Annotated in this window: 20 protein-coding genes; 14 read left to right on the top strand and 6 right to left on the bottom strand. The window is 71.0% G+C overall.

Annotated elements, in window-relative coordinates:
* Positions 1 to 40: 40 nt before the first annotated feature.
* The 5 genes from CUT39_RS07845 to CUT39_RS07825 all read left to right on the top strand — a co-directional run bounded on the left by CUT39_RS07845 (position 41) and on the right by CUT39_RS07825 (position 4,804).
* Positions 41 to 1,156: a GAF domain-containing sensor histidine kinase gene (locus tag CUT39_RS07845; RefSeq protein ID WP_100445416.1), complete on the top strand. Its 1,116-nt coding sequence runs from the start codon at positions 41 to 43 to the stop codon at positions 1,154 to 1,156.
* Complete coding sequence (locus CUT39_RS07840) at positions 1,149 to 1,769, top strand: response regulator (RefSeq protein WP_100445415.1); 621 nt, start codon at positions 1,149 to 1,151, stop codon at positions 1,767 to 1,769. Before CUT39_RS07845 ends, CUT39_RS07840 begins: the two co-directional genes overlap by 8 nt.
* A gap of 46 nt (positions 1,770 to 1,815) precedes the next feature.
* Complete coding sequence (locus CUT39_RS07835; protein WP_100445414.1) at positions 1,816 to 2,838, top strand: hypothetical protein; 1,023 nt, start codon at positions 1,816 to 1,818, stop codon at positions 2,836 to 2,838.
* Positions 2,839 to 2,901: 63 nt separating this feature from the next.
* Entirely contained in the window at positions 2,902 to 3,945 is a 1,044-nt protein-coding gene (locus CUT39_RS07830; protein ID WP_157930540.1) for a hypothetical protein, read from the top strand.
* Between the two features lie 19 nt (positions 3,946 to 3,964).
* Complete coding sequence (locus CUT39_RS07825; RefSeq protein WP_198586959.1) at positions 3,965 to 4,804, top strand: alpha/beta hydrolase; 840 nt, start codon at positions 3,965 to 3,967, stop codon at positions 4,802 to 4,804.
* Here CUT39_RS07825 and CUT39_RS07820 read toward each other — a convergent pair.
* The 3 genes from CUT39_RS07820 to gmd are packed head-to-tail and all read right to left on the bottom strand — an operon-like array spanning position 4,785 to position 7,372.
* Positions 4,785 to 5,480 carry an alpha/beta fold hydrolase gene (locus CUT39_RS07820; protein WP_100445412.1) on the bottom strand — a complete coding sequence of 232 codons (696 nt, stop codon included), beginning with the start codon at positions 5,478 to 5,480 and terminating at the stop codon, positions 4,785 to 4,787. The genes CUT39_RS07825 and CUT39_RS07820 overlap by 20 nt on opposite strands.
* A gap of 9 nt (positions 5,481 to 5,489) precedes the next feature.
* Entirely contained in the window at positions 5,490 to 6,326 is an 837-nt protein-coding gene (locus CUT39_RS07815) for an aldo/keto reductase (RefSeq protein WP_100445411.1), read from the bottom strand.
* 50 nt (positions 6,327 to 6,376) lie between these two features.
* Positions 6,377 to 7,372, bottom strand: a complete 996-nt coding sequence (gmd, locus tag CUT39_RS07810) for a GDP-mannose 4,6-dehydratase (protein WP_100445410.1) — start codon at positions 7,370 to 7,372, stop codon at positions 6,377 to 6,379.
* Between the two features lie 192 nt (positions 7,373 to 7,564).
* On the opposite strand from gmd, the gene CUT39_RS07805 reads away from it, so the two are divergent.
* Positions 7,565 to 8,542, top strand: a complete 978-nt coding sequence (locus tag CUT39_RS07805; RefSeq protein ID WP_100445409.1) for an NAD(P)/FAD-dependent oxidoreductase — start codon at positions 7,565 to 7,567, stop codon at positions 8,540 to 8,542.
* A gap of 72 nt (positions 8,543 to 8,614) precedes the next feature.
* Positions 8,615 to 9,583 carry a zinc-binding dehydrogenase gene (locus tag CUT39_RS07800; RefSeq protein WP_100445408.1) on the top strand — a complete coding sequence of 323 codons (969 nt, stop codon included), beginning with the start codon at positions 8,615 to 8,617 and terminating at the stop codon, positions 9,581 to 9,583.
* On the opposite strand, the gene CUT39_RS07795 is transcribed toward CUT39_RS07800, so the two are convergent.
* Positions 9,580 to 10,224 carry a pyroglutamyl-peptidase I gene (locus CUT39_RS07795; protein WP_100445407.1) on the bottom strand — a complete coding sequence of 215 codons (645 nt, stop codon included), beginning with the start codon at positions 10,222 to 10,224 and terminating at the stop codon, positions 9,580 to 9,582. The genes CUT39_RS07800 and CUT39_RS07795 overlap by 4 nt on opposite strands.
* Before the next feature lie 118 nt (positions 10,225 to 10,342).
* Positions 10,343 to 10,777: a MerR family transcriptional regulator gene (locus CUT39_RS07790; protein WP_100445406.1), complete on the bottom strand. Its 435-nt coding sequence runs from the start codon at positions 10,775 to 10,777 to the stop codon at positions 10,343 to 10,345.
* Between the two features lie 161 nt (positions 10,778 to 10,938).
* Here CUT39_RS07790 and thrS point away from each other — a divergent pair, with 161 nt between their 5' ends.
* A complete protein-coding gene (gene thrS, locus CUT39_RS07785; protein ID WP_232805656.1) occupies positions 10,939 to 12,957 on the top strand; it encodes a threonine--tRNA ligase in 2,019 nt (672 codons plus the stop codon).
* Positions 12,958 to 12,965: 8 nt separating this feature from the next.
* Here thrS and CUT39_RS07780 read toward each other — a convergent pair whose 3' ends face one another.
* Positions 12,966 to 14,459, bottom strand: coding sequence for a potassium/proton antiporter (locus CUT39_RS07780; protein WP_100445404.1), 1,494 nt, complete (start codon positions 14,457 to 14,459; stop codon positions 12,966 to 12,968).
* 82 nt (positions 14,460 to 14,541) lie between these two features.
* Between CUT39_RS07780 and CUT39_RS07775 the strand changes: the two genes are divergently transcribed.
* From CUT39_RS07775 to CUT39_RS07750, 6 genes are all read left to right on the top strand, one after another.
* On the top strand, positions 14,542 to 15,087 hold the full coding sequence (locus tag CUT39_RS07775; protein ID WP_269799153.1) for an HIT family protein: 546 nt from the start codon (positions 14,542 to 14,544) through the stop codon (positions 15,085 to 15,087).
* Positions 15,088 to 15,167: 80 nt separating this feature from the next.
* Complete coding sequence (gene pgsA / locus CUT39_RS07770) at positions 15,168 to 15,809, top strand: phosphatidylinositol phosphate synthase (RefSeq protein WP_100445402.1); 642 nt, start codon at positions 15,168 to 15,170, stop codon at positions 15,807 to 15,809.
* Positions 15,796 to 16,689, top strand: a complete 894-nt coding sequence (locus CUT39_RS07765; protein ID WP_100445401.1) for a phosphatidylinositol mannoside acyltransferase — start codon at positions 15,796 to 15,798, stop codon at positions 16,687 to 16,689. The genes pgsA and CUT39_RS07765 overlap by 14 nt, the downstream gene beginning before the upstream one ends.
* An 8-nt stretch (positions 16,690 to 16,697) precedes the next feature.
* Positions 16,698 to 17,813, top strand: coding sequence for a glycosyltransferase family 4 protein (locus CUT39_RS07760; RefSeq protein ID WP_100445441.1), 1,116 nt, complete (start codon positions 16,698 to 16,700; stop codon positions 17,811 to 17,813).
* A gap of 126 nt (positions 17,814 to 17,939) precedes the next feature.
* Complete coding sequence (locus CUT39_RS07755) at positions 17,940 to 18,395, top strand: SPW repeat protein (protein ID WP_100445400.1); 456 nt, start codon at positions 17,940 to 17,942, stop codon at positions 18,393 to 18,395.
* Between the two features lie 110 nt (positions 18,396 to 18,505).
* Positions 18,506 to 18,985, top strand: coding sequence for a hypothetical protein (locus CUT39_RS07750; protein ID WP_100445399.1), 480 nt, complete (start codon positions 18,506 to 18,508; stop codon positions 18,983 to 18,985).
* Positions 18,986 to 19,041 lie beyond the last annotated feature (56 nt).

Raw genomic sequence — 19,041 nt, 5'->3', positions numbered from 1 at the left:
GGACGAGTGCGCAGGCGCCCGACTCGACTAGGTTGGAAGAGTGACCGCTTCGGACTCCACCTCGCTGCTGCACGAGGTCTCGGCCGCCGTCGGCGCCATCACCCGGCACCTGTCGGTCGCCCAGGTGCTGGAGGTGATCGTGTCCTCGGCCCGCCGCCTGGTCGGCGCCGACTACGCCGCGATCGGCATCCCCGACGAATCCGGCGGCTTCGCCGAATTCATCACCGACGGCATCAGCGAGCAGCAGCGCCTCGAAATCGGGCCGCTGCCGCGCCAGCACGGCATGCTCGCCGCCATCCTGGCCGAATCCGAACCGATCCGCCTGCCCGACCTGCGCCGCGACCCCCGCTACCGGTGGTGGCCCAAAGCCCACCCCGCCATGGCGGCACTCCTGGGCGTCCCCATCCGCGACCACGACCGCACCCTGGGCATCGTGGTGCTCACCAACGACCTCGGCGGACCCGACTTCACCGACACCGACACCGAACTGATCGAACTGCTCGCCTCCCACGCGGCCATCGCGCTCACCAACGCCCGCCTGTACGAACGCAGCCGCGAACTGACCGTCGTCGAAGAACGCAACCGCCTCGCCCGCGAACTCCACGACGCGGTCATGCAGCGCCTGTTCTCCCTGCGCCTGTCCACCCGCGCCGCCGCCAAACTGGTCGACACCGACCCGGCCGCCGCCGCACACCGCCTCGAACAGGTCGACTCGCTCACCGCCGACGCCATCGCCGAACTGCGGGCCGTCATCGTCGAACTGCGACCGGCCGACCTCGACACCCACGGCCTGGTCGAGACCCTCCGCCGCCACCTCACCCTCCTCGACCGCCTCCACGAAGCCGACGTGCGCTTCACCGCCGACGGCCCGATCGACCTCTCCCGAGAAGCCGAGGTCGAAGTGCTGCGGCTGGTCCAAGAGGCCCTCGGCAACGCCATCCGGCACGCCGCCGCCCGGCGAGTCGAACTCGACATCACCGCCGAACGGATCACCGTCGCCGACGACGGCAAAGGCTTCGACGCCGACGAGGCCGCCACCCGCGGGCTCGGCCTGCTGTCGATGCGCGAACGCGCCAAGGCCCTCGGCGGCCACCTCGAGGTCGCCACCGCCCCCGGCGAAGGCACCGTCGTCACCCTGGAGCTGCCCCGTGACTGAACCCATTCGGCTGCTGCTGGTCGACGACCACCCCGTCGTCCGCCAAGGACTCCGCGCCTACCTCGATTTGGAACCCGACCTCGAAGTCGTCGGCGAAGCCGACGACGGCGAGCAGGCACTGGCCCGGATCGCCGAGACCGCCCCCGACGTGGTCCTGCTCGACCTCAAAATGCCCGGCCTCGACGGCCAAGGCGTCCTCGAACGACTCGCCGACGACCCCGTGCGGGTGCTGGTCCTCACCTCGGCCACCGACGGCGAACGCGTCCCGGCCGCCATCGAAGCCGGCGCCGCCGGATTCGTGTACAAGGACATCGACCCCGACGCGCTGGCCGCCGCCGTCCGGACCATCCACGCCGGACAGACCCTGCTGTCGCCCTCGGCGATGCGCGGCCTGATGACCGGATCCAGCGCGCCGCCCGAGCCGACGCTGACCCCGCGCGAACGCCAGGTGCTGGGCCTGATCGCGCGCGGCCAGACCAACCGCCAGATCTCCCGGGCCCTGGGCGTCTCGGAGAAGACGGTCAAGACCCACGTGACGAACCTGCTGCGGCGCATCGACGCCGCCGACCGGACGCAGGCGGCGCTGTGGGCGGTCCGGCACGGAATCGGCTGAATCGTCTATGACAAGACCACCCAGCGTAGTCCTTTAGGGTCTCCGCGTGCCCCGATCACGACAGACCATCCCCAGAACCCTGGCCCCGCTTGCGGCCGCGGCACTGGCCGCCGCCGGCTGCGGCGACATCGCACCGACCGAGACCACCGGAACCTACGAACTCTTCACCGGAACCGGCGGTTCGGCCTGGTGCGACCGCGGCGACGAGGCCCGACTCCAAGAGGACGGCGCCGACCTGGTCGGCCCGCACTTCGCGGTCTCATTCCTGTGCCACTACGCCGGAACCGAAGCCCCCGAGCAAGTGGCCGCGGCAGTCGAGGAGTTGGCCGACCTCCCGCAGGTCATCGACGGCGCCGAACTGCTAGTCAACCAGATCGCCCTGGCGCCCACGTACGAGCCGGTCGCCGAAGACGGCGAGGTGACCGCCTGGATCGAGGCCGGCGAGGAGCGGTTCGACCTCGATGCCCTGCCGCTCGCCGGCGGCTACGTCGCCGTCACCGTCCCGACCGGGACCGACGCGGTGCTCTGGGTGGAGGACGAAGGCCGCAGCCAGGGACTCGACTTCCGTACCGGAGCACAGGTCGAACCGGTCACCGCCTACTACAACGGCCTCTCCCGCGACGCGGTCGACCTCGACGGTTACGCCTACGAAGAGGTCCAGATCCTCAACAACCGCAAATCCTACGAACTGACCTGCTCCAGCGGCTGGGGCCAGGCCACCAGGAGCGTCTGGAGCGAAGAGCGCGGATGGCCCTCCGACGGCACCGTCTACCTGGAGATCGAATTCAACTGGTGCGATGCCTACGAAGGCGTCGTCGACTGGCGGCTCGACCAGGAGGCCGCCCTCAGCCTCCAAGGCGGTGACGACCCGGTCGCGCCGATCTCCTGGGAGGAAAGCAGCATCGAGAACGACCGGATCCTGGTCACCGCCGTGTTCGAGGCGCCCGCGGACGCCGAAGAACTGACCGTGGAGTTCACCCCGGTCGGCAATCTCGAGACCCTCAACGGCGGCGAAGACTACGCCTTCGCCGACGGCCCCGAGAGCACCGAATGGACCATGAGCTTCTGACGCGCCTCGCGGCCGTCAACGTCCACCGGAAGACTACGAATAAAGGTCATTTAGGATCAGCGCGTGCCCGCACCACATGCCTCCATAGCCCGCTCTCTCGCCCCACTGGCCGTGCTGGCGCTGAGCACCTCCGCATGCGCCGCGATCGAACCGCTGGAGACCACCGGCCTCTACGAGCTGTTCGAAAGCCCCGCACCGGAATCCGAATGCGGCCGGGACGACTCGTCGAGCCTCTACGAAGACGACGCCGACCTGAGGGGGCCGCACTTCGCGGTCTCCTTCTCGTGCCACTTCGCCGCCACCGAGGTCCCCGAGCAAGTGGCCGCGGAAGCCGAGGAGCTGGCCGGCCTCCCGCAGCTCATCGACGGCGCCGAACTGCTGATCAACCGAATCGCCCCAGCACCGTATTTCGAGCCGGAGGACCAGACCGCGACGTCGGGGGCGGAGGACCACTGGGTCGAAGCCGGGGGCGAGCGGATCGACCTCGATCACATGCCGGTGCCCGGCAACTACATCGCCGTCAGCGTCCCCTCCGGCGAGGACGCGGTGCTGTGGGTCGAGGACGAGGGCCGAACCCAGGGCCTCGACTTCCGCACCGGCGACCGAGTCGACCCGGTCGCCGCCTACTACAACGGCGTCAGCCTCAAAAAGCGGAAGGACGACGGCTGGAAGTATGAAGACGTCAAGCTCTGGAAGGGCGGCCGCTACTGGGAGATCGGCTGCTGGTCGGACTGGTCGTACGTCACCCGAGCACTGTGGGACCGGGAGCGCGGCTGGGCGCCCGCCGGAAGCGCCTGGCTCACCGTCGACTTCTGGTGGTGCGGGGGCGACCACACCTTCGACGAGGTCACCTGGGAGCTCGATACCGAACGCGCGATAAAGGTCTGGGACGGCGACCGATACCTGGACCCGGTCGATTGGAGCGAAACCGAGAATCGCGGCGAAGAACGCGGCCTCGACGTCACCGTCGTCTTCGAGGTGCCCGTGGAAACCGATGTTCTCATCGCCGATTTCACACCCGTCTCCGAAATCATCGAGCACGAGACCGGCGACCGCTACAGGTTGCGGAACCTCCCCGAAGCCACCGAGTGGATGTACCTTTTCTGACCGCGCGCATAATGCGGACATGCCTTGGGCCGGGATACTGCGCGTCGCCACCGTCGTCGTCCTCATCGCGGCGGTGCTGCTGCTCGCCCTCTGGCTCGGCCAGCGCGCCCTGATCTACCACCCCGACCACACCGACCCGGCCGCCCCGGACGGCGCCGCCGAGGTCACCCTCCGCACCGCCGACGGCCTCGACCTCACCGCCTGGACCCTCGCGCCCCCGGCCGACACCGACCGCAGGGCCGCCGTCCTGGTCGCGCCCGGCAACGCCGGGAACCGCGCCTCGCGCTTCGACCTGGGCGCCGCGCTCGCCGACGAGGGCTTCACCGCGCTGCTGCTGGAGTACCGGGGCTACGGCGGCAACCCCGGCTCCCCCAGCGAGACCGGCCTCTACGACGACGCCCGCGCCGCCTGGGACCGGCTGCGGGAGGACTTCCCGGCCGACCGGATCCTGCTGTTCGGCGAGAGCCTCGGCGCCGGGGTCGTCACCGGACTGGCCACCGAGACCGACCCGGCCGGCCTGGTGCTGCGCTCGCCGTTCACCGGCCTGGCCGACGCCGGAGCCGAGCACTACCCGCTGCTGCCGGTCGGCGTCCTGCTCCGCGACCGGTACCCGGTCACCGAGCACCTCGAATCCAACGCCGCCCCGGTGACGGTCGTCTACAGCGACGCCGACGAGATCATCCCCGCTGACCTCAGCCGCCGCGTGGCCGAAGCCGCCGAGGACACCGGTGCCCCGGTCACCGAGGTCGCGATCGACGGCCCCGGCCACAACGACCCCGCGCTGGTCCACGGCCCCCGAGTCATCGACGCCGTCGCGTCCCTGGCCGACGGCCTCGGACTCACCGCCGGTCCGCGGTGACCGCGGCCAGGACCTCGGCCACCTGATAGGGCCGGGTCGCGACCGCCAGGTGGTCGCTCTCCAGGGTCCGCACGGTCCAGCCCCGGCGCTCGGCCTCGGCGGCCTCGTCGCCGTACGCCTCGCTCAACCGCAGGTAGGCGCACCGGTCGGGCGGCCACGCCTCGACCTCGGGTGCGATCTCCTCGAAATACGACAGCGACAGCCGCGGCAGCTCGGCGACGACCCGGCTCCGCTGCACGGCATCGGGCAGCAGCTCGGCGATCGCCTCGGGCGGGAACCAGTCGCTCCATTTCGGCAGCATGCCGTCCTCGCCCATGCCGAGCAGCCGCTCGCGCATCGCTTCCGGCACGGTCCCGAACCAGTTCTTTCCCGGATGCGGCAGCAGCGCGTCGACGAACACGGCGCCCCCGACCCGCGGCACGGCCGCCGCGATCGCCGGCAGCAGCGCCCCCGCGCCGCTGTGCGCCACCAGCGTCACCGGCCCGCCGTCCTCGGTCAGCCGGTCGCCGACCACGGCGGCCACGGCGTCGTGGAACGGCGGATCCCGCTCGAACACCGCCCCGAAGGCCGGCACCACCGCCCGGCGGCCCAGCCCCCGCAGCGCCTCCGCGGTCGGCTCCCAGGTCGACGGACCGGTCAGCGGGCTGTGCACCAGCGCGAGGAGCGAATCGTCCACTCCCGCCCCTCAGCGCTCGGTGCCGCCGGGGTCGATGCCCTGGCGGCGGCCGGTCTCCAGCCCGTCGATGGCGTCCATCTCGGCGCCGCTCAGCTCGAAACCGAACACGTCGAGGTTGGCGGCGATGCGCTCGGGGCGCGAGGACTTCGGGATCACCACGCACCCGTGCTGCAGATGCCACCGGATGACCACCTGCGCGGGCGTCCTGCCGTGGGCCTCGGCCGCGGCCGCCACCGGCTTCTCGCCCAGCAGCGAACCGGTGCGCTGGCCGAGCGGACCCCACGACTGGGTGGCGATGCCGCGCTCGCGGTGCCAGTCGCGCAGCCCGGCCTGGTTGAAGTACGGGTGCAGCTCGACCTGGTTGACCGACGGCCAATCGCCGGTCTCGTCCCGGACCCGCTCCAGGTGCTCGGGCAGGAAGTTCGAAACCCCGGCCGAGCGGATCAGGCCCTCCTCCTTGGCCTGGAGCAGGGCCTGGAACGTCTCGACGTACAGGTCCTGTCTGGGGGAGGGCCAGTGGATGAGGAACAGGTCGAGGTAGTCGGTGCCGAGGCGTTCGAGGGAGTCCTCCAGCGCCCGCCGGGCCGCGTCGTAGCCGTGGTGGTCGTTCCACACCTTGCTGGTGAGGAACAGGCCCTCGCGGGCGAGGCCGGATTCCCGGACCGCCCGGCCCACGCCGGTCTCGTTGCCGTACATCTCGGCGGTGTCGATCAGGCGGTAGCCGGCCTCGAGCGCGGCCTCGACCGTCCGCCGGGCCTCGGAGTCGCCGACCTTGTAGGTGCCGTATCCGATGCGCGGCATGGAGACGCCGTCGTTGAGGGTGATCGGTGCGCTGAGATCGGTCATGCCCGCGATGGTATCCGGGCGCCCCGGCCGCCGCCGGGCGTACCGCGGACTCAGCCGCGGTCGGCCAGGGCGGCGAGGTCGGCGTCGACCATGATGCGGGCCAGCCGGTCCCAGCCGACCTCGGCCCGCCAGCCGATCTCCCGGCCGATCTTGGCCGCGTCGCCGACCAGTTCGGGGACCTCGGCGGGGCGCTCGTAGCGCTCGTCGTGCTCGACGTGGTCGCGCCAGTCGAGCCCGGCGTGCGCGAACGCGGCCTCGGCGAAGTCGCGGACGGTCGCGGCCCGCCCGGTGGCCAGGACGTAGTCCACCGGCTCGTCGTGCTGGAGCATCAGCCACATCGCCTCGGCGTACTCGGGCGCGTAGCCCCAGTCGCGCACCGCCTCCAGGTTCCCCAGGTAGACCCGCTTCTCGATCCCGGCCGCGATGCGGGCCGCCGCGCGGGTGATCTTGCGGGTCACGAACGTCTCGCCGCGCCGCGGGCTCTCGTGGTTGAACGCGATCCCGCTGACCGCGAACATCCCGTACGACTCCCGGTAGTTCACCGTCGCCCAGTGCGCGTACAGCTTCGCCACCCCGTAGGGGCTCCTGGGGTGGAAGGCGGTGGTCTCGTCTTGCGGCGGGGCGGCGGGTCCGAACATCTCCGAGGAGGACGCCTGGTAGATCCGGGTGTCCACCCCGGAGGCGCGCACCGCCTCCAGCAGCCGGATCGCGCCGAGCGCGGTGACGTTGGCGGTGTACTCGGGCAGGTCGAAGCTCACCTGCACGTGGCTCTGGGAGGCGAGGTTGTAGATCTCGTCGGGCCGGATGTCGCGCACGAGGTTGACCAGCATCCCGGCGTCGGTGACGTCGCCCTTGTGGAGGAAGAGCCGCCGTTCGGGCTCGTGCGGGTCCTGGTAGACCCCGTCGAGGCGGGAGGTATTGGCGATCAGCGACGAAGTCTGCCGCACGATCCCGTGGACCTCGTAGCCCTTGGACAGCAGCAGCTCGGTCAGGTAGGAGCCGTCCTGGCCGCTGATCCCGGTGATCAGCGCGGTCTTGCCGTTCATTCGTATGCCGCCTCCCGGTCGTGGTGCGGCGGCCAATACTAGAGGCCCACGAGCCCCGGGCCGCACCCGCCGAGGCCGTCCACGGCCCCGGAGGCGGGCTCCGAGGGTGCGGGCGGACGGGCGTCGTGCGGGACCCGAGGCTGCGACTACCATGGCATTCAGGCAGACCGCAGAAGGAGTCGGTGATCGTGAATGTCGGATATCGAAGTCGATCTGGCCATCATCGGCGCCGGCCCGACGGGCCTGTACGCGGCTTACTACGCCGGTTTCCGGGGCCTGTCGACCGTCGTCGCCGACGCCCTGCCCGAGGCGGGCGGGCAGGTCACCGCCATGTACCCCGAGAAGCTCATCCTCGACGTCGGCGGCTTCCCCGAGATCAAGGGCCGCGACCTGGTCGACAATCTGGTCCGCCAGGCCGAGCCGTTCAACCCCCGCTACCTGCTCCACCGCCGCGCCGAGAAGCTCGAGCACCTCGGCGACGGCCGCGTCCTCGAGTTCGACGACGGCACCCGCGTGACCTGCAAGGCGGTGATCATCACCGGCGGTCTCGGAAGCTTCAGCTCCCGGCCGCTGCCGGCGGCCGCCGACTTCGCCGGTGCGGGCGTGGTCTACTTCGTTCCCGAGCTCGCCGCTCACGAGGGCCACGACGTGGTGATCGTCGGCGGCGGCGACTCGGCCTTCGACTGGGCGCTGTCGCTCCATCCGCTCGCCCGCAGCGTCACCCTCCTGCACCGCCGCGAGCGGTTCCGCGCCCACGCCTCCAGCGTCGATCGCGTCCGCGAGCTCGGCATCCCGATCATCGTCAACGCCCAGATCACCCGCATCCACGGCGACGAGCACGTCGACGGCGTCGACATCGAGGTCAAGGGCGAGGACGAGTCGCGCCACCTGCCGGCAGACACGATCGTCGCCGCGCTCGGCTTCACCGCCGACCTCGGCCCCCTCACCGAATGGGGGCTCGAGATCGAGAAACGCACCATCCTGGTCGACTCCACCATGGCCACCAACCTGCCGCGCGTCTACGCCGCCGGCGACATCACCCAGTACCCCGGCAAGGTCCGGCTCATCGCCACCGGCTTCGGCGAGGCCGCCACCGCCGTGAACAACGCCGCGGTCGCCATCGACCCCGACGCCCGCCTGTTCCCCGGCCACTCCAGCGACGGAACCTAGCGGCCCCCGCGCGGGCCGACACTTCTCCATCGGCGGGCACCCGGCCGGGCACCGGTAGCTAGGATTCCGTTCATGCTTGCCTTGACCGTCGCAGACGGGAACCTCGTTCCCGACACCGTGCCCGACCCCGAGCCGGGTCCCGAAGAAGTCCTCATCGAGGTCGCCGCAGCCGGTGTCAACCGCGCCGACCTGCTCCAAGTGGCCGGCCACTACCCGCCCCCGGCCGGGGCGCCGGCCTGGCCCGGCCTCGAAGTCGCCGGCACCATCGTCGCCGTCGGCGGCGACGACAACTCCAGCCTGGTCGGCACCGAAGTGTGCGCCCTGCTCCCCGGCGGCGGCTACGCCGAGCTCGTCACCGTCGACGCCGGACTGGTCCTGCCCAGACCCGAAGGCGTCGAGCTGGTCGAGGCGGCCGCCCTGCCCGAGGCCGCCGCCACCGTCCACTCCAACCTGAGCTACCTCATCAGCCCGATCGTCGAGGAGTTCTCCCCGAAGGTCCTCCTGCACGGCGGCGCCGGCGGCATCGGGACGTTCGCTCTCCAGTACGCCAAGCGGATCCTCGGCGCAGAGGTCTGGACCACCGCACGCGCCCAGTTCACCGAGGACCTCGAGGCGCTCGGCGCCGACCGCGTCCTGGACTACCGCGAGGACGACTTCGCCGCCGAGATGCGCGCCGCGGGCGGCGCCAGGGCGGTGCTCGACCACATCGGAGCGGCCAACCTGGAGGACAACCTCAAGGCGCTCGGCGTCGACGGGCAGCTCAACATCATCGGCCTCCAGAAGGGACGCACCGCCGAGATCGACCTCGGCACCCTGCTCGCCAAGCGCCAGAAGATCACCGGGACCACCCTGCGCAGCCGCCCGATCGAACAGCGCCGCCAGATCGTCGGCGAAGTGTTCGAACGCGTCTGGCCGGTAGTCGACGACGGACTCATCAAACCGGTCGTCGGCACCCGCCTCCCGCTGAAGCAGGCCGCCGAGGCCCACTCGATCATGCAGGCGGGCGGCCACCTCGGCAAGATCGTCCTGACCGCCGCCTAGTGCAGCCCGCCGGTGGGCGGCCCGCCCTCCTCGGACCCCGCGAAGGCGGCCTCGGCGATCGCGCCCAGCGCCGCGGCCACCGTCTCCGCAGGCATCGTCGGCTGCCGCCCCTCCAGCGACTGCCACGGCACCAGCGGCACGTGCGCGAATCCTCCCAGCAGACCCGGCCGGGAGGTTGCGACCAGACGCATCAGCCGGTAGAACACCGCATTGCACACGTACGACCCGGCCGTCAGCGACTCCGCCGCCGGCACCCCGGCCGCGCGGACGGCCGCCACGCACCGGCGCAGCGGCAGATTCGAGAGGTACGCGTCCGGTCCGCCGGGCGCCAGCGGCTCGCCCACCGGCTGCTCGCCGTCATTGTCCGGAATCGGGGCGTTCACCAGGTTCACCGCCACCCGCTCGAGCGTCACCGCCCGGCGGCCCTCGGCCTGCCCCACCGCTAGCACCAGGTCCGGGTCGGTGCGGTCGATCGCCGCCTCCAGCGCCTCCGGCGCGGCCTCGAACGCCACCGGCAGCAGCGCCGTCTCCACCGCCGCCCCGTCGAACCCGCGCTCGGCGGCGGCCCGCACCGCCTCCCGGGACGCGTTCCCCGGCACCGAACCGAACGGCTCGAACCCGGTCAGCAGCAGTCGGCGCACGGGCGGCCTCCCCTGGACGAGTCGGGCGTGCCCGCCGCGGAGCGGCGGACACGATGTCCGGTCAAACGTAACCCCTACTCGCAGCACTCGGGGCAGCAGTCCTCGCAGCAGTCGTCGCTCATCTCGCACCTCCTTCCCGTCTCAGATCGGGCGGGCACCAGTTCGCGGGCAGCGGCTCGCGGCACTCGCCCGACTCCACGGCCCGCAGCATGGACGTCAACTGGTCTCGCAGCCCCTCCAGGCGCGCGATCTCGGCGGTCACCTCGCCGATGCGCCGCTCCAGGTGCTGCTCGGCCGGCTCGCACGGGCACACGCCGGTGTCTCGGACGGCCAGCAGGTCGGCGATGTCGCTCAGGCGCAGCCCGGCGCGCTGGCAGGTGCGGATGAACCGGGCCCGTTCGACCGCCTCCTCGCCGTAGCGGCGGTACCCGGCCGGGCTGCGCTCGGCGGCCGGGAACAGGCCCTCACGCTCCCAGAAGCGGATGGTGTCGGCCGAGACGCCGACGGTCCCGGCGAGTCTCCCGACGGTGAGTTTCGCGGTTGCGGTGTGCATGGTCCGAACCTAAACCTTGGAGTCGGCTCCAAGGTCAAGTCGCCTCGGCAAGGAATTTCGGGCCGGGCAATGCGTTGGAGTCCGGCCTGGACCGACGACTACCATTGACGCGAATGTCGAACGCCGGGAAGACCCGGCCGAAATGCGATCGAGGGAGAACCGTGGCATCCGCAGCGCCGAACACCAGTCCAGCCGTCGTCGAACCGCTCTGGGTCACGGCTGGCACTACGTGCGCCGACGCGGTCGCCGAGGCCGGTCTCCCCGCCGGCGGGCCGGAGGCGATCGTCGTCGTCCGCGACGCCGATGGCCGGCTGCGCGACCTGTCGTGGGTGCCGCAGGCCGACGCCAAGGTCGAGCCGGTGCCGCTGAACAGCCCCGACGGGCTGGGGGTCATGCGCCACTCGGCGGCTCACGTGATGGCCCAGGCCGTGCAGGAGCTGCGCGAGGCCAAGCTCGGCGTCGGGCCGCCGGTCACCGACGGCTTCTACTACGACTTCGACGTCGACGAGCCGTTCACCCCCGAGGACCTGAAGCAGATCGAGAAGCGGATGCTCCAGATCATCAAGCAGGGGCAGACCTTCCACCGCCGCGCCTACGACTCGCTCGACCAGGCCCGCGCCGAGCTCGCCGACGAGCCCTACAAGCTCGAACTGATCGACACCAAGGGCGCCGGCGGCGACGACGAGGAGATCATGGAGGTCGGCGGCGGCGAGCTGACCGCCTACGACAACGTCGACCCCAAGTCGGGGGAGCGGACCTGGTCCGACCTGTGCCGCGGCCCGCACCTGCCCTCCACCAAGCTCATCGGCGCGGTCAAGCTGATGCGCTCGGCCGCCGCCTACTGGATGGGTTCGGAGAAGAACCCGCAGCTCCAGCGCGTCTACGGCACCGCCTGGCCGACCAAGGCCGAGCAGAAGGAGTACCTGGAGCGCCTGGCCGAGGCCGAGAAGCGCGACCACCGCAGGCTCGGCAGCCAGCTCGACCTGTTCAGCTTCCCCGAGGAGCTCGGCTCGGGCCTGCCGGTGTTCCACCCGCACGGCGGCGTGGTCCGCATGGTGATGGAGGACTACTCCCGCCGCAAGCACGTCGAAGGCGGCTATTCGTTCGTCAACACCCCGCACATCACCAAGAAGCAGTTGTTCGAGACCTCCAAGCACCTGGAGTGGTACGCCGAAGGCATGTTCCCGCCCATGGAGATGGAGGGCGCCGAGTACTACCTCAAGCCGATGAACTGCCCCATGCACAACCTGATCTACGCCTCCCGCGGCCGCTCCTACCGGGAGCTGCCGCTGCGGCTGTTCGAGTTCGGGGCGGTCTACCGGTACGAGAAGTCCGGCGTGGTGCACGGCCTTACGCGCGCCCGCGGCTTCACCCAGGACGACGCGCACATCTACACCACCAAGGAGCAGATGGGCGAGGAGCTGAAGTCCATCCTCGCGTTCGTGCTGGAGCTGCTGCGCGACTACGGCCTCGACGACTTCTACCTCGAGCTGTCGACCAAGGACCCCGACAAGTTCGTCGGCGACGACCTGGCCTGGGAGGAGGCCACCAAGGCCCTCGCCGAGGTCGGGAAGGACTCCGGGCTCGAACTGGTCGCCGACCCCGGAGGGGCGGCCTTCTACGGCCCCAAGATCTCCATCCAGGCCCGGGACGCGATCGGCCGCACCTGGCAGATGTCGACCATCCAGCTCGACTTCTTCGAACCCGAGCTGTTCAAGCTGGAGTACGTCGCCCCGGACGGCTCCCGGCAGCGCCCGGTCATGATCCACCGAGCCCTGTTCGGCTCGATCGAGCGGTTCTTCGGCGTCCTCACCGAGCACTACGGCGGGGCCTTCCCGGCCTGGCTGGCGCCGGTGCAGGCGGTCGGCATCCCGGTCCGCGACGAGAACGCCAACTACCTCGACGGCTTCGTCGCCCGGCTCCGCGCCCGCGGCATCCGCGCCGAGGTCGACCACTCCGACGACCGGATGCAGAAGAAGATCCGGAACGCCCAGAAGCAGAAGATCCCGTTCATGGTGATCGTCGGCGACGACGACCAGGAGGCCGGCACCGTCTCCTTCCGTTACCGGGACGGATCCCAGCGCAACGGCGTCCCGGCCGACGAAGCGGTCGCCCACGTGGCCGACGTGGTCGAATCCCGCCTCAACCACGGCCCCTCGGCCGAGACCGGGCGGGACTGAGCCGCAGGTCAGGCGCCGCCGGACTCGCCGAGCCAGCGGGCCAGCCGCCCGGCCCTGGCCAAGGCGGTCAACCGCTGCTCGGTGGCCTCCCGTAGGTGCGGCGAGGTGATGACGATCAACTGGTCCCCGGAGCGGAGCCGGTCGGCCATCTCCGGGACGAACAGGCTCCGGTCGCGGACCACGCCCGCGATCGCGCTGCCGCGCGGCAGCCGCAGCTCGAACAGGCGCAGGCCCGCCAGCCCCGAGAGCTTGGGGACGGTGATGGTGAGAACCTCGCCGTTGACCGCGTCGAGCGGCGCGGCCTCGATCTCGACCTCCCGGATCACCTCGCGACCGGCGAGCCCCAGCCGCCTGGCCATCCACGGCAGCGTCGGGCCCTGCAGCAGCGTGAAGGCCACGACCAGGATGAACACGTGGTCCCACAGCGCCTGGCCCCCCGGCAGGCGCTCCGACTGCGGGATCGTGGCCAACACGATCGGGACCGCGCCGCGCAGCCCCGCCCACGAGACAAGCGTCTGCTCGCGGATCGAGAACCGGAACGGCACCAGGCACACCATCACCGACAGCGGCCGGGCCACCAGCGTCAGGACCGCGCCCAGGATCAGCGCCGGGACCACCGCGTGCAGCAGGTTGGCCGGGCCCGCGAGCATGCCCAGCATCACGAACATCCCCAACTGGGCCACCCAGCCCAGGCCGGTCGCGAAGGAGAGGGTCGTCGCCCGGTGCGGCAGGTGCGAATTGCCCAGGATCAGCGCCGCCAGATAGGCGGCGATGAACCCCGAGGCGCTCAGCGCCCCGGCGGCGGCGAACGCCGCCAGCCCCAGACCGAACACCGCCAGCGGGTACAGGCCCGACACCGGCAGCGCCAGCCGCCGCAGCAGCCACGCCCCGCCCCAGCCGACGGCCACCCCGATCGCCGTGCCCGCCGCCAACTGCCACACCAGCGTCCCCAGCAGTTCCAGCGGATTCGGCACGCCCGCCGCCGAGGAGAACGCCAGCACCAGGATCACCGCCGGGGCGTCGTTGAAGCCCGATTCGGCCTCCAGCGTTCCCGAAAGCCGCTTCGGCAACCCCACCCCGCGCAGCTCCGAGAACACCGCCGCCGCGTCCGTCGAGGCCAGCACCGCGCCCAGGATCAGCGACGTCTGCCACGAGAAGCCCAGCACGAAATGCGCCCCCGAGGCCACCACCATCACGCTGACGCCCACCCCGAGCGTCGCCAGCAGGCTCGCCGGTGCCAGTTGCCGCGAGATCGCCCTCCACCGGGTCGACAGCCCGCCCTCGATCAGGATCAGCGCCAGCGCGAACGTGCCCAGCACCTGCGCGAGCTCGAAATCCTCGAACGGGATGCCCACCCCGTCCTCGCCCAGCGCCATGCCCACGCCCAGGAAGACCAGCAGCGCGGGCAGTCCCAGACGGTGAGTGGCGCGGATCGCCGCGATCGAGACCAGCACCGTGGCGCAGCCGACCAGCAGCACCAGGTACAACTGCGGCAACGTCACGCCTGGAGCCTAACCGAAACGCTCGGCCCCGGGCGTTTCGTCGGAGTACCGGCGCGCGGCGGCGTGGCCTAGGATCGTCCCCGTGAGCGAACAAGCACCCGAAGGCGTCGGCGTCCCGGACGGCTATGAGCGATTGTGGACACCGCATCGCATGGCCTACATCAAAGGCGAGGGCAAACCGACCGGCGAGGACACCGACATAGAGGGATGCCCGTTCTGCGAGATCCCCAAGCTCGACGACGTCGACGGCCTCATCGTCGCCCGCGGGCCCGGCATGTACGCGGTCATGAACAAGTTCCCCTACAACGCCGGCCACCTGATGGTCGTGCCCTTCCGGCACGTGCCCGACTACACCGACCTCGACGCCGACGAGATCGCCGAGATGGGCCGGTTCACCCAGGAGGCGATGCGGGTGATCCGCGAGGTGATGGGCGCCCACGGGTTCAACATCGGCATGAACCAGGGCCAGATCGCCGGCGCCGGCATCGCCGGGCACCTCCACCAGCACATCGTGCCGCGCTGGGGCGGAGACGCGAACTTCATGCCGATCATCGGCCACACCAAGACCCTGCCCCAAATGCTCACCGATACCCGGTCTGAGCTCGCCGCCGCCTGGGAACGCCACTGAGGCGAGGCGCACTATAGAGTCAGTCCCACCAGCCCGATGCCCGAACACCCACAGGGCGACGCCGAAGAAATCAGGAGACCATGGCGAAGTTCCTTCGGACCTCCGGACGAGCCGGGCTGCGGCGCTACGTCGACGCCGCGGCGAAGATCCTCATCCGCATCGGCGTGTCCGCCAACGCCGTCACCGTCGCCGGCACCGCCGTCGTAGTAGCGGCCGCGATCTTCCTTCTCTCGCAGGGCCACCTCCTGGCCGGCCTCATCGTCGTCTCCGTCTCGGTCTTCACCGACATGTTCGACGGGGCCATCGCCCGCGTCAAAGGCACCCAGTCCCGCTTCGGCGCACTCCTCGACTCCACCTGCGACCGCATCGCCGACGGCGCCATCCTCGCCGGACTCGCCTACTGGCTGCTGGCCGAGGAGCGCTTCCTCGCCTGCGCGCTCGCGCTCACGGCCCTGATCACCGCGCAGGTCGTCTCCTACATCAAGGCCCGCTGCGAGGGCCTGGGCGCCCGCTGCGAGGTCGGCATCGCCGAGCGGCCCGAGCGGCTCATCCTGTCCGGCCTCACCGTGCTGGTCGAGATCCTCGGCGCCCCCTACGCCATGGAGGCCGGCCTCGGCCTGCTGGTGGTCCTCACCTGCATCACCGTCGCCCAGCGCCTGGTCCGCGCCCGCGCGGCCCTCGACAACGACCGGGAGGAGCACCAGCACCGTGCCGACGCGTGACAAGCTCATCGAATGGGGCTACCTGGCCGCCTGGAAAGGCGTCCGCCTCCTGCCCGAACGGGCCGCCGCCGCAGCCTCCCGCCGCTTCGCCGACCGGGCCCGGCGCAAGAACGGCCGCCCGGTCCGGCAGTTGCGCCGCAACCTCGCCCGCGTGGTCGGCGGCGAGGCCCCCGAGCCGCTGGTCCGCGAAGCGATGCGCTCCTACGCCCGCTACTGGACCGAAGCCTTCCGGCTGCCGGCGATGAGCCGCGACGACATCGCCGCCCGCTTCGAGATGAACGGCTACGAGCCGGTGGCCGAACGCGCCGCCGCCGGGCTCGGCTCGATCGTGGCGCTCCCACACTCGGCCAACTGGGACCTGGCCGGCGCCTGGGTCTGCCGGGTCGCCCGGGACCCCCTGACCGTCGTCGCCGAACGCCTCAAACCCGAGGCGGTCTTCCGCCGCTTCCTCGAATACCGCGAATCGCTCGGCATGACCATCGTCCCCTCCGACGGCGGCGAACGCGACCCCCAGGCCGCCCTCGGCGAGGCCCTCCAGGCCGGCCACGTCCTCGCCCTGGTCGCCGACCGCGACCTGGGCCGCAGCGGCGTCGAGGTGAAGTTCTTCGGCGAGACCACCACCTTCCCCTCCGGCCCCGCCCTGCTGGCGATCCGCAACGACGTCCCGCTCTACACCGCCGCCCTCCACTACGAGCGCGACCGGGCCGTCTGCCACATCACCGGCCCGGTCGACACCGGCACCGGGCGACTGCGCACCCGGATCGCCTCCACCACCCAGGCGCTGGCCGACGAGTTCGCAGACGGGATCGCCTCCCACCCGGCCGACTGGCACATGCTCCAGCGGCTCTGGTCGGCCGACTTCGACCCCCCGGAGGCCTGATGGGGGACCTGCGGATCGGGATCGTCAGCCCGTACTCCTTCGACGTGCCCGGCGGCGTCCAATTCCACATCCGCGACCTCGCCGAGACCCTCATCGGCGCCGGACACGACGTCTCCGTGCTCGCCCCGGCCAGCGAGACCGAGACCTTGCCCGACTTCGTCGTCTCCGGCGGCAAGGCCGTCGCCGTCCCCTACAACGGCTCGATCGCCCGCCTGGCGTTCGGACCCCGCTCGGCCGCGCGGGTCCGCCGCTGGTGCACCGCGGGCGACTTCGACGTCGTCCACGTCCACGAACCGCTCACGCCCAGCCTCTCGTGCCTGGCCGTGCTCACCGCCAGATGCCCGGTCGTGGCGACCTTCCACACCGCCATCACCCGCTCGAGGATGCTCGCCGCCGGCAAGCACATGGCCCAACTGGTGCTGGAGAACCTCTCGGCCCGCATCGCCGTCAGCACCCACGCCCGCAAAGTCCAGGTCGAGCACCTCGGCGGCGGCGCGGTCGAGATCCCCAACGGCGTCCCGGTCGCCTTCTACCGCAAAGCCCCGCCCCTGCGGCCGAAACCCGACGGCCCCACCATCGGGTTCATGGGCCGCTACAACGAGCCCCGGAAGGGCTTCGACCTGCTGCGCGAGGCCTTCGCGCGGCTGGCCGCCGACCGGCCCGACCTCCAACTGCTGGTGGTCGGCCGCGGCGACCCCGACGTCGCCCTCGCGGGCCTCGAACCCCGGATCGCCGAACGCGTCCACTTCCTCGGCGCGGTCTCCAACGAGGAGAAGGCCGGCATGCTCGCCGGCGTCGACCTCTACGTCGCCCCCAATACCGGCGGCGAGTCCTTCGGCATGGTCCTCACCGAGGCCATGGCCGCAGGCACCTGCGTGCTCGCCTCCGACATCGAGGCGTTCAAAAGCGTCCTCGACGACGGCCGCGTCGGCGGACTGTTCCCCACCGGCGACGCCGCCGCGCTCGCCGACGTCGCCGGACGCCTCCTCGACGACGCCTCCCTGCGCACCGACTACGTCGAGAAGGCCGACGAATGGGTCAAACGCTACGACTGGCCCGAAGTTGCCGACCGCGTCGTCGAGGTCTACCGCGCCGCCATCGAGGCCGGCACGGATCGCCGCTGACTTCCGCGGCCCGGGAAATCACGGCGGAATCTTTACGGACCGCGGCCTGCGGTCGCATAATTGAGACGAGGGTCCGTGTTGCCCCGTGCAGCCGCACGCGCACGGATCGAACGGAGGGCAGTCGCAATGGCCGATCTCTCACACCGGGGCGACCTCACCAGCCACCCGGACGCCACCGAGATGAGCGCCAGATACGCCCGAATGATGGGCAAGCGCGACGTCGTACTCGTGGACGCGCCGGTCTTCCTGGCCGGCCTGTTCTGCGCGATCTCGCCGTGGGTGGTCGACGCCTATGCCACCGGTCCGGCCGAGTTCATTCCGCACAACCTGATCGTGGGCATCGCGATCGGGCTGCTGGCCCTGGGATTCACCACGGCCCCCGAGCGCATGTACGGCCTGAGCTGGGCCATGTCGGCGATCGGCCTGTGGTTGGTCATCTCTCCCTGGGTCGTCGGAGGGGCGAGTCCGGCGGCGGGCATCGTCTGGACCATGGTGATCCTCGGCGCGATCGTCTTCCTCCTGGGTCTCGCCTGCGCCAAGCAGGCGATGAGCCGGCGAGTGAAGAACTCAGCAGGGGAGTGATGCGTATCGAGATGGACGTACTGCACTGAGGAAAGGCGCCCGCGCCGTACTTGTCCCCGTACAAGACGGCGGCGGGCGTCCGCGTGTGAGCCACCATTACGATGTTCCCGATGTGGTGGCTGGCAGTACTCGTAGCGGTCGTGGCCGCCGTCGGCGCCTACGCGACGTGGACGGTCACGCGCGTCGAGCGCCTGCACCGGCGCGCCCGCTCCGCCGAGACCGCCCTGCTGTCCAAACTTGACGACCGTGCCGAGACGGTCCTCAAGTTCGTAGGCCGGCCCGGATTCGAGGAGGTCGTCGCGCTCGCCCTCTCGGTCATCGCAGTCCCGGCCGAAACCCACCGGCAGCGCGAGCTGCGCGAATACGCCGAGAACGACCTCACCCACGCCCTGCGCGAGCTCGAACCCGACCCGGCCTGGGCCGACGACCTGGAGTCCGCCAACCGCCGGGTCGCGCTGGCCCGGCAGATCCACACCGACTTCGTGCGCGACGCCGTCGCCTCCCGCTCCCTGCCGATGGCGGTGGTGCTGCGCATGCATCATCGCCTGCCCCGCCCCCAGTACTGGGACATCGAAGACCCGGTGCATTGAGCGGCCGGTTTGTACCAGGCGGCGCCCGGCCTGTATCAACAGGGCTGTGAGGTCGA

Origin of the sequence: Glycomyces xiaoerkulensis, from assembly GCF_002798405.1 — a bacterium.
Classification (GTDB): domain Bacteria; phylum Actinomycetota; class Actinomycetes; order Mycobacteriales; family Micromonosporaceae; genus Glycomyces; species Glycomyces xiaoerkulensis.
This window is presented reverse-complemented; position numbering and strand designations above follow the sequence as displayed.

What these genes read in the sequence shown, in the direction of transcription:
- gmd (WP_100445410.1), bottom strand. Translation starts at nt 7,372, where the DNA reads ATGAACGGCAAGACCGCGCTGATCACCGGGATCAGCGGCCAGGACGGC.
- CUT39_RS07755 (WP_100445400.1), top strand. Translation starts at nt 17,940, where the DNA reads ATGGCCGATCTCTCACACCGGGGCGACCTCACCAGCCACCCGGACGCC.
- CUT39_RS07750 (WP_100445399.1), top strand. Translation starts at nt 18,506, where the DNA reads ATGTGGTGGCTGGCAGTACTCGTAGCGGTCGTGGCCGCCGTCGGCGCC.
- CUT39_RS07790 (WP_100445406.1), bottom strand. Translation starts at nt 10,777, where the DNA reads ATGCACACCGCAACCGCGAAACTCACCGTCGGGAGACTCGCCGGGACC.
- pgsA (WP_100445402.1), top strand. Translation starts at nt 15,168, where the DNA reads ATGGCGAAGTTCCTTCGGACCTCCGGACGAGCCGGGCTGCGGCGCTAC.
- CUT39_RS07805 (WP_100445409.1), top strand. Translation starts at nt 7,565, where the DNA reads ATGTCGGATATCGAAGTCGATCTGGCCATCATCGGCGCCGGCCCGACG.
- CUT39_RS07815 (WP_100445411.1), bottom strand. Translation starts at nt 6,326, where the DNA reads ATGACCGATCTCAGCGCACCGATCACCCTCAACGACGGCGTCTCCATG.
- CUT39_RS07825 (WP_198586959.1), top strand. Translation starts at nt 3,965, where the DNA reads ATGCCTTGGGCCGGGATACTGCGCGTCGCCACCGTCGTCGTCCTCATC.
- CUT39_RS07800 (WP_100445408.1), top strand. Translation starts at nt 8,615, where the DNA reads ATGCTTGCCTTGACCGTCGCAGACGGGAACCTCGTTCCCGACACCGTG.